At 60.0% G+C, this 15691-nt stretch carries 15 protein-coding genes; 9 read left to right on the top strand and 6 right to left on the bottom strand.

Annotated elements, in window-relative coordinates:
• From OKC30_RS07920 to OKC30_RS07895, 6 genes are all read right to left on the bottom strand, one after another.
• The coding region (locus OKC30_RS07920; protein WP_270666259.1) for a transposase domain-containing protein at positions 1–205 on the bottom strand (205 nt) is incomplete at its 3' end.
• Positions 206–331: 126 nt separating this feature from the next.
• On the bottom strand, positions 332–2314 hold the full coding sequence (fhuB, locus tag OKC30_RS07915) for a Fe(3+)-hydroxamate ABC transporter permease FhuB (RefSeq protein WP_270663750.1): 1983 nt from the start codon (positions 2312–2314) through the stop codon (positions 332–334).
• Positions 2311–3204, bottom strand: a complete 894-nt coding sequence (locus OKC30_RS07910) for an ABC transporter substrate-binding protein (protein ID WP_180321351.1) — start codon at positions 3202–3204, stop codon at positions 2311–2313. The genes fhuB and OKC30_RS07910 overlap by 4 nt, the downstream gene beginning before the upstream one ends.
• Before the next feature lie 31 nt (positions 3205–3235).
• On the bottom strand, positions 3236–4006 hold the full coding sequence (locus tag OKC30_RS07905; protein WP_182956060.1) for an ATP-binding cassette domain-containing protein: 771 nt from the start codon (positions 4004–4006) through the stop codon (positions 3236–3238).
• A 31-nt stretch (positions 4007–4037) separates the two neighbouring features.
• A complete protein-coding gene (locus OKC30_RS07900; protein WP_270663756.1) occupies positions 4038–5699 on the bottom strand; it encodes a multidrug ABC transporter permease/ATP-binding protein in 1662 nt (553 codons plus the stop codon).
• A gap of 60 nt (positions 5700–5759) precedes the next feature.
• Positions 5760–7868: a TonB-dependent siderophore receptor gene (locus tag OKC30_RS07895; RefSeq protein WP_270663758.1), complete on the bottom strand. Its 2109-nt coding sequence runs from the start codon at positions 7866–7868 to the stop codon at positions 5760–5762.
• A gap of 371 nt (positions 7869–8239) precedes the next feature.
• Between OKC30_RS07895 and mioC the strand changes: the two genes are divergently transcribed.
• The 9 genes from mioC (at position 8240) to atpF (ending at position 15682) form a co-directional block, all read left to right on the top strand.
• Positions 8240–8689 (top strand): FMN-binding protein MioC, encoded by a 450-nt coding sequence (gene mioC, locus OKC30_RS07890; RefSeq protein WP_048209373.1) that lies wholly within the window; start codon positions 8240–8242, stop codon positions 8687–8689.
• A gap of 508 nt (positions 8690–9197) precedes the next feature.
• Positions 9198–11087: a tRNA uridine-5-carboxymethylaminomethyl(34) synthesis enzyme MnmG gene (gene mnmG / locus OKC30_RS07885; protein ID WP_113069303.1), complete on the top strand. Its 1890-nt coding sequence runs from the start codon at positions 9198–9200 to the stop codon at positions 11085–11087.
• A gap of 20 nt (positions 11088–11107) precedes the next feature.
• Complete coding sequence (rsmG, locus tag OKC30_RS07880) at positions 11108–11734, top strand: 16S rRNA (guanine(527)-N(7))-methyltransferase RsmG (RefSeq protein WP_010672270.1); 627 nt, start codon at positions 11108–11110, stop codon at positions 11732–11734.
• Between the two features lie 27 nt (positions 11735–11761).
• Positions 11762–12565, top strand: coding sequence for a ParA family protein (locus OKC30_RS07875; RefSeq protein ID WP_029313362.1), 804 nt, complete (start codon positions 11762–11764; stop codon positions 12563–12565).
• Entirely contained in the window at positions 12562–13470 is a 909-nt protein-coding gene (locus tag OKC30_RS07870; RefSeq protein ID WP_119197113.1) for a ParB/RepB/Spo0J family partition protein, read from the top strand. Before OKC30_RS07875 ends, OKC30_RS07870 begins: the two co-directional genes overlap by 4 nt.
• Positions 13471–13660: 190 nt before the next feature.
• Positions 13661–14071, top strand: a complete 411-nt coding sequence (locus OKC30_RS07865; protein WP_010672267.1) for an ATP synthase subunit I — start codon at positions 13661–13663, stop codon at positions 14069–14071.
• Between the two features lie 8 nt (positions 14072–14079).
• Positions 14080–14862 (top strand): F0F1 ATP synthase subunit A, encoded by a 783-nt coding sequence (gene atpB, locus OKC30_RS07860; protein WP_010672266.1) that lies wholly within the window; start codon positions 14080–14082, stop codon positions 14860–14862.
• 58 nt (positions 14863–14920) lie between these two features.
• The gene (gene atpE / locus OKC30_RS07855) at positions 14921–15160 is read left to right on the top strand and encodes a F0F1 ATP synthase subunit C (RefSeq protein WP_010672265.1); all 240 of its coding nucleotides are present in this window, start codon (positions 14921–14923) and stop codon (positions 15158–15160) included.
• A gap of 51 nt (positions 15161–15211) precedes the next feature.
• Entirely contained in the window at positions 15212–15682 is a 471-nt protein-coding gene (gene atpF, locus OKC30_RS07850; protein ID WP_010672264.1) for a F0F1 ATP synthase subunit B, read from the top strand.
• Positions 15683–15691: the final 9 nt, after the last annotated feature.

The raw sequence follows: 15691 nt of genomic DNA, 5'->3' as shown, positions 1-15691 counted from the left end.
GCTCATTGCGGAAAAAGGCCATCCCCACGACGAGCCACAAGACCATATCAGAAGGTAAGCGGCGTCGGCGGATAGTGGCCTTTTCAGACAAGGCGGCAGCGGCAGTAATCCATTCGTCGGGAATATGGTCGGCAAAAATGGCCAACCGAGCCAGCATGTCGCCAGATGCCTCAACAACATCGTTCAGATCGTTTGCAATAGACATAAAAAATCCGGAACCAGTGATTGGTTCCGGATTGTCCTACAGCAGAAGGATCGGTCAATGGATCCTTAACTGATCAGCATTGCGGGTTCATCCCGGGCTTTTTTTGTGCGCTTTTCATCCATCAACCTAGAGACGGCGCAGGCACCACATGAAGTAAGCGCCCCCTAACAGGGTGGAGACCAGACCGACGGGCACCTCCTGGGGAAAGAGGATCTGCTGGCCGATCCAGTCCGCCGACACCATCAGCAAAGCACCACAGCCTGCGGCGCCGAGCAGGTGCCAGCGCGCCCTCACCAGCCCCATCAATCTGGCCAGGTGCGGCGCCAGCAGACCGGCAAAGGAGAGCGGGCCTATCACCATGGTGGCACTGGCGGTGAGCACGGCCACCAGCAGCAGGATGGTGAGCTGGGCACGGCCGAGATGGATCCCCAGAGCCGTCGCTACCGCCGGCCCCATGGGCATGAGATCGAGCCAGCGGCTCACCAGCAGGCAGGCTGCCAGCATCAGCAGCGCCAACACCACCAGGGCAAGGGCCACCGGCTGGGTGACGTAATAGGTGGAACCGGACATCCAGGAGAGCAGTTGCTGCACCCGCAGGTCGCCGTTGGCCAGGGCGATGGCCTGCAACGGCTCGAGCAGCGCCGTGATGGCGATGCCAGACAGCAGTATCCGCTCCGGCTGGAAGCCGTTGCGCCGGTTGATAAGCACCAGCAGCAACAGGCAGGCGAAGGCGCCCACCAGCCCCCCTAGCAGCATCATGGGCAGCGGCAAGGCGGGCAGCAACAGGGCCGCCGCAATCACCCCCATGAAGGTGCCACCGCTCACCCCCAGCAGCTCGGGGCTCGCCATGGGGTTGTTGCTGACTCGCTGCAACAGGGTGCCAGCCAGCGCCAGCAACACGCCTGCGGCACCCGCAGCCAGCGTGCGCGGCAAGCGCCACTCCAGTTGGGCCTGCCACCGCAGCCAGCTCGGCCAACCCCAGCCGCCCATCCCCTGCCCAAACAACAGGGAGGCGATCACCGCCGCAGCCAGCCCCAACACCATCAGGCCAACAAGGCGAGTCGGCGCCGGATGGCGGGCCAACTGCAGGGAGGAGTTCGCCTTAGGCGCACTCTGCTTGATGCCAAGACGCGGGATCAGCCAGAGCAGCAGCGGCGCCCCCAACAGGGCCGTCATGGCGCCGGTCGGGATCAGCACAGGCCAGAACCGGCTCAGGGTCTGCAGCAGCAGATCGGTGGCCGCCAGCAACAGGGCGCCGAGGATGGGTGCCCACAGCAGCCGCTGGGCCAGTTTTCTGACCCCCAGCAGCCGCACCATGGCGGGCGCCGCCAGCCCGATAAAACCGATCAGCCCCACCACGCTCACCACGCAGGCGGTGACGAACACGGCGAGACCCAGACCAGCCAGGCGCAGATGCTTGAGGGAGACCCCCAGGCTGCGTGCGCTGGCATCGTCCAGCTCCAGCACTGCCAGCGGGCGCACCAGCACCGCCGCCAGCATCGCGGCCAGCAGCAACCGTGGCAGCAGATAGCCGACGCCGCTCCAGCTGTTCTGGGCCAGAGATCCGCTCCCCCACACCAGCAACCCTTTGAGCTCCTCCTGGAAGAACAGCAGCAATCCCATGCTGATGGCGGCCAGATAGAGGTTGATCACCAGCCCAGCAAAGACGATGACCACGGGATTGAGCTGGCGGCGCCAAGCCAGGGCGAAGACCAGCCCCATTGCCAGGCTTCCCCCGGCCATGGCGATCCACTCCCGCCCGATCAGCAGCCAGGAGGGGGCGAGCAGGGTCACCATCATCATCGCCAGCTGGGCGCCGGAGGCCACCCCCAGGGTGGTGGGCGAGGCCAGGGGATTGCGCAGCACCTGCTGCATCAGGGTACCGGCGAGCCCGAGGGCGGCACCGGCCAGCAGACAGATGGCAAGGCGCGGCAGCCAGCTGAAATGGACCACCGCCTGGCGGGCATCGTCCAGCTCGGGGGAGAACAGGGCCTGCCACCAGAGCGCCCCCGGCAGTTGACGCGCCAGCTCGGTGCAAGCCAGCCCCAGTGTCAGCACCAACAGGCAGAGACCCGGGCGCAGCAGGGGCGAAGAAAGAGAAGATCTCATTGATTTGATCCCCCGGTTGCTCTGTGGACAGCCTGCTCCCGCAAGGCACCGTCCAGCAGGGTGGCGAAGCGGCGGGCCGCCAATATGCCACCAAAACTCCATGTCGCAGGCAGATGGATCACTGGATTATTCTGTACCAGCGGGAGATGCTGCCACAATCCAGGCTCCTGAAGTTTTTCACCAACTCCTACGGGCACGGGGTCCACCACCACCAGCCTGGCCTCCGGCATCCCGAGAAACTGCTCCAGGCTCGCGACCGAGAATCCCCAGGCATTGGTCTCTCCCTGCCAGGCGTTGCGAAGGCCGAGGCGCTGCATCACTGCCTCGAACAGGCTGCCACGGCCAAACACCCGCACATGGCGCTCATCGATGAATTGCACCACCAGCAAGGGGGGCAGATCGGTGGGCTGCGCCGCCTGCATCTGTGCCAGATCCAGCTCCAGTGCGGCGAGCTGGCGTTCGGCCTCCGCCTCTTTGTTGACCAGGGCGGCTATGGTCAGGGTCGCTTCCCGCAGTCGCTGCCACAGAGCGGTGCTCGGTTCATACAGGGTGATGGAGTGCACCGGCGCGATGCGGGAGAGGGTCGGCGCCAGGGGGGCCGCCAGCGGCGAGATGAGAATAAGATCCGGTTTGAGCTCCGCCAGCAGTTCCCGGTTGGGTTGGGCACGCAGCCCGATATCCATCACCCCGGCAGGAAGCTGGGGTTCACCGACCCAGGCGCGATAGGGGGCCACATCCCCCACCGCCATCGGTGTCACTCCGAGCGCCAGCAGGGTTTCGGCTATGGTCCAGTCCACTGTGGCGATGCGGGGCGTGGCGCTGGTGGCGGTGACAAGTTGCCCGGCCTCCCCTGCCAGGGGCAGCAGCAGACTGAGCAGACAGGGCGCCATCTTCAATAAACGGTTCAAGAGCGGCCCCCGGTCAGACGATGGCGATGGCGATGGCGTGGTCATGGGCCGGATGGCGAATGACCTCCATGGGGATGCCATAGATAGCGTTCAGGGTCTCCCCTGTCATGATCTGTTCGGGCTCGCCGTGGGTCAGCAGACGGCCGGAGTGCAGCGCCACCAGCCGATCGCAGAAGCGGGAGGCCATGTTGATGTCGTGAATGACGATGATGACCCCGAGGTTGAGCTGACGGCTGAGCTGCTTGACGAGCGTGAGCACCTCCACCTGATGGGCCACGTCCAGGGCGGCCAACGGCTCGTCCAACAGGATGAAACGGCTCTCCTGAGCCAGCAGCATGGCGAGCCAGACTCGTCCCCGCTCACCGCCGGAGAGGGTATCCACCAGCCGATCGGCAAAGCGTTCGGTGTGGGTCAGGGCGATGGCCCGCTCCACCTGACGGTGATCTTCCGCTCCCATCCGGCCCAGCAGGCCGCGCCAGGGGTAGCGCCCCATCTCCACCAGCTCGCGGCCGAGCAGGTTTTCGGCACTCGGCAGGTGCTGGGGCAGATAGGCCACCTGACGGGCAAACTCCCGGTTGCCCCAGGCAGACAACGGCTGGTCATCGAACAGGATCTCCCCGCCGCTGTGGGGTTGCTGGCGCGCCAGCAGCTTGATCAGGGTCGATTTGCCCGACCCGTTGTGGCCGATGAGGCCATAGACCCGACCTTGCTCGAAGCGAAGGCTGGTGGGGTGCAGCAGCGTGCGGTCATTGACCGCGAAGCTGGCGGATTTCATCTCGAACATAAGCAATTCCTGTGCTGGCTTTCTGCCAGTCTCATCGATGCCAGCATCTGGCCGGCACCTTGCCATCCAGATGGGCGACTGCATCCCGGCTCACCTGCTCGCGCTGCTCGCCGGTCAGTTCGGTGAGGCGGCCCTGGCGCATCTCCAGCAGGCGATCGGCCAGAGAGAAGTAGTGATCGTCGTGGCTGATGGCGATCACCGTCTTGCCCATCTCCTTGAGACGCGGCAACAGCACCTGATAGAAGATGCGGCGGAACTGGGGATCCTGATCCGCGGCCCACTCGTCGAACAGCATCACCTCCCGCTGCTCTGCCAGGGCCAGCAGCAGGGCGACCCGCTTGCGCTGGCCCTGAGAGAGGTCGATATCGGCGATGAAGCCATCCTCGATGGCAAGCTTGCTGCCCATCTGCAACCGCTCAAGCCACTCGGCGACCAGCGCCTCTTTCGGCTCGGGCCCCAGCAAATGCTGGAACAGGTGGTAGTCGGTGAAGATGGCGGAGAAGAGCCCCAGATAGCCGTTGCGATCGGTGACCGGCTCCCCATCCAGCAGGATCCGGCCAGAGACCGGTTGATAGAGCCCGGTCAGCAGCATGGCCAGGGTCGACTTGCCGGAGCCATTGCCACCGATGAGGAATATCTGCTCCCCCCGCTCGATCACCAAATTGATGGGGCCCACGGAGAAACCGCCCTCCCCCTGGTAGTGAAAGCTCACCTGCTCCAGCTCGATGCGCTGCCAGGGGCGAGGCGCAGGCGGCAACGGGAACGCCTCGTCCGGCTCCGCCAGATTGAGGGCAGCTATCTTGTCGAACGCCACCTGGGCGGCGATCAGGGTCGGCAAGGCTCCGATCCCTTGTAGCAAGGGAGTGCGCAGGAACAGCAGGGTCAGGGCGAAGGTGGCGGCCACATTGGTGTTGGCCCAGCCCAGCCCGTTGGCCAGAAAGAAGACCAGGCCGATGGCACCCAGCATCATGATGTTCGACCAGTTCACCGCGCTCAGGTGGTAGGTATCGGCGCGGATGATCTGCTCCCGGTAGTCCCGGGCATTCTGCTCATAGAGCTGGTGGTAGACGAAGTGGGCACGCTCGCGGTTGAGCGCCAGCTCCTTGCTCCCGGCGATGATGGACTGGTAGTTCTGGTAGAGCCTGTCTTCGGCCTGGCGAATGTGCGCCAGGTGGCGATAGACTCGGTTCACCAGCAGCCAGCCCACCACCATGGTCACGGTGACCCAGAGGGCGGTAACACCGAGCAAGGCGGGAGAGAGCAGGCCAAGGTAGATGATGGAGCCCAGGGTGAGCACCAGGCCCTGTACCAGCTCCGGCAGGCGCACGAAGGCGATGGTGATCTGACCGATGTCGCTGGAAAGGGAGGCCAGGAGCGGCCCCTGCCCTATTTGACGCAGACGGGCGACGTCGGTATCCAGCAGTTGCTTGAGCAGGCGGCCACGCAACCGGTAGACGAAATGGTGACCCAGGGTGGTCAGGGCAAGTTGGGATCCGAGCGTGATCACCAGCAGCAGCAAGACAAGGCCGACAAGCTGACCCAGGATCGGCAGCGGATCCCCGACTGATTCGATAAGTGATTGATTGATGAAGGCAATGACGCCTATCCCGCTGACAGCACTCAGCAGGCTGAGCAGGGTAATGGCGATGAAGGGCCAACGGTATTGGCGATAAACCAGTGACAAGAGTTCCATGACAGGCCTGTAGATGAATGGAAGGAGGGCGGGAGCCTTCGCCCCCGCCCGGCCTGTCGCTTACCAGCGGTAGTTGACGGTGCCGACTATGCTGCGCGGCTCGCCGTAGTAGCAGTAGTAGTCGCAGCTCGCCACATAGGTGTCGTTCAGCAGGTTGTTGACGTTGATCTGGGCACGCCAGTTCTTGGCAAAGTCATACCCGATCATCGCATCCCATACGGTGTGTGCCGGTACCTGGGCGGAACCATAGATGGGGGTGTAGTCCGCATTCACCGCGCCGATGCCGACGCTGGAACCCACATAGCGCACGCCGGAACCCAGCTCAAGACCGGATATCGGGCCCTGCTGCACCTTGTAGTTGCCCCAGAAGGAGGCCTGGTGGCGCGGGATCAGGCTCGCACGACGATCGCCGTTGCCGGTGTCATTGGTCTTGGCATCGGTATAGGTATAGGCAGCGGTCAGGCGCAAGGCCTCGGTGGCCTGCACGCTCCCCTCCAGCTCGACCCCCTGGGAGGTCACTTCACCGGCCTGGGTCTGCTGGCCGGAGCCGGTAGAGACCAGGGAGTTGGTCTGCTCCAGATCGAACAGCGCCAGGTTGATGTAGCCATCGAGGAAGCTGGGTGCGTACTTGACGCCGGTCTCGTAGAGCTTGCCTTCCAGCGGCTTGTAGGAGTTGCCGGTGTTGGGGTCTATCCCCGGCAGCACTTCGAAGGATTCCGCATAGGCGAAGTAAGGGGAGAGACCGTTGTCGGCCAGGTACATCAGGCTGCCGGAGAGAGAGAGGTTGTCGTCGTACTGTTTCTCGTTCTTGCTCTTGGCTTCGCTGATGTTGTGGGTTTCCACGTAATCGAAACGACCGCCCGCGGTCAGCAGCCAGCGATCATCCCAGCGGATCTGGTGCTGGGCATAGAGGCCGCTCTGACCCTTGGTGCTCTTCTGATGGGTCGCGGTGGATTCATCAAAACCGGGGAAACCGCTGTAATCCGGGTTCATGGTGTTGATGGCGCCCATGCCATAGTTGTCGGCTTCCTGGCCTTCATTCACATGGCGCTGCAGATCCACCCCCAGCAGCAGGGTCTGCTCCGTGCTGTCGGTGTTCCAGTAGCCCACCATCTGGTTGTCCATGGTGGCGCTCTTGGTATCCCCATCCCGGTAGACCAGGCCGCGGTAGGCGGTGGTGCCTTCATAGGTCGGGAAGATATAGGTCTGGCGCAGCAGCAGATCGTTGTAGTTGAAGCGAACGTTCTGCTTGAACTCCCAGGTCTGGTTGAGCTGGTGGGCCAGCTCGTACCCGGCGGAGATCTGGGTATTGCGATTGCGATCGTAATCCGGCTGGCTCAGGTTGGTGGAGGGATCGATCTGGCCTCCGGAGGTATTCAGGGTGCCGTAAACCGGGAAGAAGCCGTTGGTCGGCACCCCTTCATCGTGCTTGAAGCTGGAAAGCAGCGTCAGCGTGGTGCGATCCGAAATATCCAGGGTCACGCTCGGCGCCAGATAGGCGCGCTCGTTGTAGGTGCCATCCAGCACGCCGTCCCGCTCGTTGTAGAGGGCCACCAGACGATAACGGCTGTTGTCGGTAAGGGTATCGGAGACATCCACCCCGACCTGGCGCAGATCCCGGTTGCCCAGTTGCAGGTTCACCAGTCCCTGCGGGGTCGCGGTCGGACGCTTGCTGATGGCGTTGATGACGCCTCCGGGAGGGGCTTCGCCATACAGAATGGAGGCCGGGCCTTTGAGCACTTCCACGCTCTCAAGGCCGAAGGGCTCCGGAGTCCAGACATAGTAACCGGTGCTGAACAGGCGGTTGCCATCCAGGTAAGAAGCCGCATCGAAGCCGCGCACCTTGAACCAGTCAGCATCCGTGTCCGAACCATAGGACTGGGACAGGACGCCGGAGCGATAGCGCAGGGACTCGTCTAGCTTGAGTACGGCTTGCTGGTCCAGCTCTTCGCGATTGACCACGGAAACGGCACGGGGGGTCTCTGCCATGGGGACCTCGACCTTCATGGCGGTCCCAGTCACGACCATGGTTTCGCCCGCCTTGGGCAACTCTTTATCCGCCTGTTCCACCGCCAACACGGGCAGGGACGCCAGCAGACAGGAGAGCGGCAGCAGCTGTGCGCCTCTCTTTCGCATCACGGCATTCGGGGTATTTTTTTGCGCAATCATATAAGTGTCTCAAATATCAATAAGTTATGTTTGATTTCTTATTATGGGTGCCCAATTGGACCGGTCAGCCCGGCGCCTCAGGCGAATAAAGCAGCGCCATGCTACTACAGGTGCCGTGATCGAATCGATTCAATAATTGCTAATCATTTGCATCTGCATTGTTAATTGATGTTTTAAAGTGTCGTTTGACAACGAAAGGTGCGATGAGGTCACAACAGGCGGAAAGAAGGCAGCATGACGGCCACGAGACCGGTTTTGGCAACAAAAAAGTGGACAGGATCCTTATCCCCAAGCTTTATCCATATTTATCCACATGCTTTGGCGGTAAGATCCCCGCTCTTCACTTTTTCGATGACATCAGGATCCATTCCATGGCCAAACTCAACCTCGTCGTCGGCTCCATGCTGGGGGCCTCCGAATATGTCGCAGATCATGTGGTCGGCCTGCTTGAACAGGCGGGCCACCAGGCGGAGATCCACAACCCCGCCAGCCTGGCCAGGATCCTGACCGAGCCAGGAGCCATCGTGCTGGTGGTCACTTCCACCCATGGTGCGGGGGATGTACCCGACAATCTGCAGCCCTTTGCCCAGGATCTTGCCGAACAGCAGCCGGATCTCGCCGCCTTCAAGTACGGAGTGATCGCCCTGGGGGATCGCAGCTATGACACCTTCTGCCAGGGCGGCAAGACGCTGGATCGGCTGCTGGCAGAGTGCGGGGCAAACCGGATCGGGGAGCGTCTGGAGATAGACGTCACCCAGCACGAGATCCCGGAAGATGCCGCAGAAACCTGGATCCACGACTGGATGACCTTGATCGGCTGATCAGGGCCAGGGAGATCCGGTCACGACCCCCGATCTCCCTGGTTATCCCCAGATCCCTATCCACCAGGTTATTAACAGGGGGATCCGGATAAGTTTTTCCCGATTATTCCCCACATAAGCCAAGATAACTGTGCATAACTTCGGTACCAAGCTCTGCAAAACCTATAGTTATTCATGTATTAGATCTTGCCAACCATGTATCTGTGTATAAAAACCCATGTTATCCCCCCGTTCGCCCCCTCTGGATCCAAGCTTTTCCACAAGCAGCGATCGACCTTAACCGAATGATCTTTATGATCAAAAATGCCTTATCAACAGAAGTCGTGGATCCTAATAAAAGATCCAATAAAAGATCGATCTAAAGATCCTTAAGATCTATTTAACCGATCCCTGATCCATACTGATCCTGAAGTAGACGTTCCCCTCCGGATGCTAAACAGATAGAATGATCCGCCCTTCAGACCAGGCAAACAAAGATCTTCAGGCGTGCAGATCAAGGTGATCCCCAATGCAATACCATGAACAATTTGATGTGATCGTCGTCGGTGGCGGTCATGCAGGAACCGAAGCAGCAACAGCGGCAGCCCGCATGGGTCTCAATACCCTGTTGCTCACCCACAACATAGATACGCTGGGGCATATGTCCTGCAATCCGGCGATCGGCGGGATCGGCAAGGGACACCTGGTCAAGGAAGTCGACGCCCTTGGCGGGATCATGGCGCAGGCCATCGATCTCGGCGGGATCCAGTTCCGCACGCTCAACTCTTCCAAGGGCCCTGCAGTGCGGGCTACCCGTGCCCAGGCGGATCGCCTGCTGTACAAGGCTGTGGTGCGTCAGACCCTGGAGAACTACCCGAACCTGAAGATCTTCCAGCAGGCCTGCGACGATCTGGTCATGGACGGGGATCGCGTCGCCGGGGTCGTTACCCAGAGCGGGATCCGCATCAGCGGCAAGACGGTCGTACTGACCGTTGGCACCTTCCTCAATGGTCTGATCCACATCGGCATGGAGAACTACAAAGGGGGTCGCGCCGGGGATCCTCCCTCTATTGCCCTCGCTCAGCGCCTGCGTGAAATGCCGCTGCGCATCGATCGCCTCAAGACGGGCACGCCACCACGCATCGATGCACGCACCGTCGATTTTTCCGTGATGCAGCAGCAACATGGCGACGATCCTCGCCCGGTCTTCTCCTTCATCGGTAACGCCAACCAGCATCCGCGCCAGATGCCTTGCTACGTGACCCATACCAATGAGCAGACCCACGAGGTGATCCGCAACAACCTGGATCGCAGCCCCATGTACGCCGGGGTGATTGAGGGGATAGGCCCGCGCTACTGCCCGTCGATCGAAGACAAGATCACCCGCTTTGCCGACAAGACGGCGCACCAGATCTTCGTGGAGCCGGAAGGCCTGACCACCCACGAACTCTACCCGAACGGGATCTCCACCAGCCTGCCGTTCGACGTACAGGTGCAGATCGTCCGCTCGATCCGTGGCTTCGAGAATGCCCATATCACTCGCCCTGGCTACGCCATCGAGTACGATTTCTTCGATCCGCGGGATCTCAAGGCCAATATGGAGAGCAAGTGCATCGAGAACCTCTTCTTCGCCGGCCAGATCAACGGCACCACCGGCTATGAAGAGGCCGCTGCCCAGGGTCTGATGGCCGGTCTGAACGCGGGCTTGCGCGCCCAGGGCAAGGAAGCCTGGCACCCACGCCGGGATCAAGCCTACATGGGCGTGATGATGGACGATCTCTCCACACTGGGGACCCGCGAACCCTATCGCATGTTCACCAGCCGTGCCGAATATCGCCTGCTGCTGCGGGAAGACAACGCGGATCTGCGCCTGACCGCCATCGGCCGCGAGCTGGGTCTGGTGGATGATCATCGCTGGAGCCTGTTCAATGCCAAGGTGGAACAGGTGGAGCAGGAACGTCAGCGCATGCGCTCGACCTGGATCCACCCGCAGCATCCGTCTCTGGAGGCCGTCAACGCCCTGGTCAACACTCCCCTGACCCGGGAGCAGAGCCTGGAAGAGCTGCTGCGTCGCCCCGAGGTGACCTACGATGCCCTGATGGCCATCGAGGGTGTGGGGCCTGCATTGACCGATGCGGCTGCCGCGGATCAGGTGGAGATCCAGATCAAGTACGCCGGTTATATCGAGCGTCAGCACGACGAGGTGGAGAAACAGCTGCGCAACGAGAATACCCTGCTGCCGCTGGATATGAACTACCGCGACGTCAATGGTCTCTCCAACGAGGTGATCGCCAAGCTCAACGATGCCAAGCCAGAGACCATTGGTCAGGCGTCCCGCATCTCCGGCATCACCCCGGCGGCCATCTCCATTCTGCTGGTGCACCTGAAGAAACACGGCCTGCTGCGTAAAACCGCCTGAGGAATTCCCCGTTGGACAACATGCTGCAAAGATTGAACGGCCTGCTCATGCAGGCCGGAATTGTTATCACCGAAACCCAGAAGACCCAGTTGGTGCAGTTGGTCGAGTTGCTGCACAAGTGGAACAAGGCTTACAATCTCACCTCGGTGCGAGATCCGGACGCCATGCTGGTCAAGCATATCCTCGACAGCCTGGTGGTGAGTCCTCACCTGCACGGTGAACGCTTCATCGATGTGGGAACGGGTCCGGGTCTGCCCGGACTGCCGCTGGCCATCATCAATCCGGACAAACAGTTCGTGCTGCTCGACAGCCTGGGCAAGCGGATCAACTTCATCCGCCAGGTGATCCTGGAGCTGGGGTTGACCAATGTGACCCCCGTCAAATCCCGGGTGGAGGAGTATCAACCCGAGACCGGATTTGATGGTGTACTGAGCCGGGCTTTCGCCTCCCTGGAGGACATGCTGAGCTGGTGTCATCATCTGCCGTCACCCGAGGGCAGCTTCCTGGCGCTCAAGGGACAATACCCCGAGCAGGAGCTGGCACAGTTGCCTGACAGCATTCGTCTGGTTGCCACCCACAAGCTGGTGGTGCCGGAACTGGAAGGCGAACGCCATCTGCTGGAGTTTAAAGCCATCCAGCCCGAATAGGGCCGCCGCATTCATTTAGGGGACAGTGTGGGAAAAGTCATTGCCATAGCCAACCAGAAGGGTGGAGTGGGTAAAACCACCACCTGTGTGAATCTGGCCGCCTCCATGGCCGCTACCCGGCGCAAGGTGCTGGTGATCGATCTGGATCCGCAGGGCAATGCCACCATGGGCAGTGGCGTCGACAAGTACGATGTCGAGCGCACCGCCTATGAACTGCTGATCGAAGATGCCCCCATCGGCGAGGTGATCATCCCCGAAACCTCGGGAGGCTATCACCTGATCGCCGCCAATGCCGACGTGACCGCGGCAGAAATCCGCCTGATGGAGTTTTTTGCCCGCGAGATCCGCCTGCGCAACGCCCTGGCCTCGGTCAGGGACAAGTACGACTACGTCTTCATCGACTGCCCGCCTTCTCTCAACATGCTGACGGTGAACGCCATGGCCGCCGCCGACTCCGTGCTGGTGCCCATGCAGTGCGAATACTATGCGCTGGAAGGGCTGACCGCCCTGGTGGACACCATCAGCAAGCTGGCAGCCGTGGTCAATCCGGAGCTGAAGATCGAAGGGGTGCTGCGCACCATGTTCGATCATCGCAACCGGCTGGCCAATGATGTGTCCGATCAGCTGAAACAGCATTTCGGGGACAAGGTCTATCGCACCATCATTCCCCGCAACGTAAGACTGGCGGAGGCGCCGAGCTTTGGCGCGCCAGCCATGCACTATGACAAATCATCGGTGGGGGCCAAGGCCTATCTGGCCCTGGCTGGCGAGATCCTGCGCCGCCAGGAACAGGAGTCCCAGCCGCTCACCGCAGATCGAGAGAGCATATGACGCCGAAGAAACGTGGGCTGGGCAAGGGGCTGGACGCCCTGCTCAGCACCAGCACGGCCGCCCGCCAGAAACAGGTGATGAGCGACCAGCGCACCGAACAGGCCATGGCCCCGGCCAATCAGGGGGAATTGCGCAAGCTGCCGGTGGAGTGGTTGCAGTCCGGCAAATACCAGCCGCGCAAGGACATGTCCCAGGATGCGCTGGAGGAGCTGGCCAACTCCATCCGTGCACAAGGGGTGATCCAGCCCATCGTGGTTCGCTCCATCGGTGAAAACCGTTTCGAAATCATTGCTGGTGAACGCCGCTGGCGCGCCTCCCAGCTGGCCCGTCTCGAAGTGGTGCCCTGCCTGGTCAAGGATGTCGCCGACGAGGCGGCCGTCGCCATCGCACTCATCGAGAACATCCAGCGTGAAGATCTCAACGCCATCGAGGAGGCCGTCGCCCTCCAGCGCCTGCTGACGGAGTTCGAACTGACCCACCAGCAGGTTGCCGAGGCGGTGGGCAAGTCCCGCACCACGGTCACCAACCTGCTGCGTCTCAACCAGCTCAACGAGGACGTGAAGCGCTTCGTGGAACACGGCGACCTCGACATGGGGCATGCCCGTGCCCTGCTCGCTCTGAGCGGCCAGGCCCAGTCAGAGCTGGCCAAACTGGTGGCCCAGAAGGGGCTGACAGTGCGAGATACCGAGAAGCTGGTGCAAAAAGCACTGGAACCGGCAAAAACCAGGGTTGAACCCGTCCGCGATCCGCAGTTTGGTTATCTCGAGCGCCAGATTTCTGAAAAAATTGGCAATCAGGTGCAACTTCAGCCGGGCAAGAAAGATAGCGGCAAGTTAGTAATAAGTTACGATAACTTGGCAGATTTGGACCGGGTATTGGGCTATTTTGGCCTGTCAGAATCGTGATTTTTACGCTTTTTGTAGTAATAAAACATCCATTACTTTCGATATGAACATAACCTTAATTTCGCGCGGAAAGCCGCAAAAATTAAGGATTTTTGCCATGTTGCAATAGCCGTCTTCACGGGTATAATTTGACCGGCTTTTCGAGCTGTGAACCTGGGGTCTTCGGATCCCGATTTTTTACAGTTCTGTAATGTTCAGGGGTAGGTTGGTGAAGCAGAAAATAGCCTTGGAAGGTTTGACGCTGGCCTTGGCTATGCTCGTTTGTCAGCTGGTCCTGATCCTGGCGATCGCCACCGTCTGGTTTTATCAGGCGGGAGAGTTCGCCGGACAATCCTCTCTCTACGGAGGAGGGATGTACTGGGTTCCTCAAGCCCTGTTCACGCTCTGGGTTCTGCGCCGCAAGGTGACGAAAGAGAGCGTAGGCCTGGTTTTGCGGGACTTTTATGGTGGGGCAGGGATTAAGCTCATTACTACAACAGGACTTTTCGCCCTGCTGTTTGGCGCCGGGATTGAGGTCGACACCGCCTCGTTCTTCGCCACTTATATCCTCGCCCTCGTTGTACAGTGGATAGTTTCATTCACGCTTAACAACCACTATTAGGAAAACTCATGTCTGCAACCGGAGAAGTCCTGACTCCTCAGGGATATATCTCCCACCACCTGACCCACCTGCAGGTAGGGTCCGGGTTCTGGACGGTGAATATCGATTCCATGATATTTTCCGTCGTGCTAGGCGCCCTGTTTATCTGGTTGTTCCGCAAGGTTGCCGTCAAGGCCACCAGCGGTGTGCCCGGTAAGCTGCAGTGCTTTGTGGAGATGCTGGTCGAGTTTGTGAATGGTAACGTCAAGGACATCTTTCATGGTCGTAACAAGGTCATCGCACCTTTGGCCCTGACGGTGTTCGTGTGGATCTTCCTGATGAACTTCATGGACCTGATCCCCGTTGACTTTATCCCTCACGCTGCACAGTTGATGGGTGTTCCCTATCTGCGTGTGGTTCCCTCTGCTGACGTTAACATCACCATGTCCATGGCTTTGGGCGTGTTCTTCTTGATCCTGTACTACAGCATCAAGGTCAAGGGTATCAGCGGGTTCGTGAAGGAGCTGACGCTTCAGCCTTTCAACCACCCTGCTGCCATCCCGGTTAACTTCATCCTTGAAACCGTCACGTTGATTTCCAAGCCTGTTTCATTGGGTCTGCGACTGTTCGGCAACATGTATGCTGGCGAACTGATCTTCATCCTGATTGCGGGTTTGTTACCCTGGTGGTCACAGTGGATTCTGTCCGTGCCTTGGGCAATCTTCCACATCCTGATCATCACTTTGCAGGCGTTTATCTTCATGGTTCTGACCATCGTCTATCTGTCGATGGCGCAGGAAGACCATGGTTGATGCAACTCAAATAATCCTTTTTATACAATCAATTACATCTAAATAAATGGAGATCCTCATGGAAAACTTGAACATGGACCTGCTGTACATCGCTGCTGCAATGATGATGGGTCTGGCGGCTATCGGCGCCTCCATCGGTATCGGTATCCTGGGTGGCAAGTTCCTGGAAGGTGCAGCTCGTCAACCTGACCTGATCCCTGTTCTGCGTACCCAGTTCTTCATCGTGATGGGTCTGGTGGATGCGATCCCGATGATCGCCGTTGGTCTGGGTCTGTATGTGATGTTTGCGGTTGCCTAAGTCATTACGACTCACGCAGAACCCATTAACTAACTAAAGAGGACATCGGCTGTGAATATCAACGCCACCCTCCTCGGCCAAGCAGTTGCTTTTTTCATCTTCGTAGTGTTTTGCATGAAGTACGTATGGCCGCCGCTGATGGCTGCCATCGAAGCCCGTCAGAAAGAAATAGCTGACGGCCTCTCTTCTGCAGAGCGTGCCAAGAAAGATCTGGAGCTGGCCAAGGCCAACGCCACCGATCAGCTGAAAGAAGCCAAGCTTCAGGCTGCTGAAATCATCGATCAGGCCAACAAACGCAAGGCCCAGATCATTGATGAGGCTGCTGTCGGAGCCCAAGCTGAGCGGGAGAAAATCCTGGCTCAGGGCCGTGCAGAGATCGAAGCTGAACGTCATCGTGCCAAAGAAGAACTGCGCAAGCAGGTTGCTGCTCTTGCCATCGCGGGTGCAGAGAAGATCCTGGCACGCCAAATCGACCAGGCTGCCAACAGCGACATCGTCGACAAACTGGTAGCAGAACTGTAACGGGAACGG

Source organism: Aeromonas sp. QDB18 (assembly GCF_027705325.1).
Lineage (GTDB): Bacteria > Pseudomonadota > Gammaproteobacteria > Enterobacterales > Aeromonadaceae > Aeromonas > Aeromonas caviae.
This window is presented reverse-complemented; position numbering and strand designations above follow the sequence as displayed.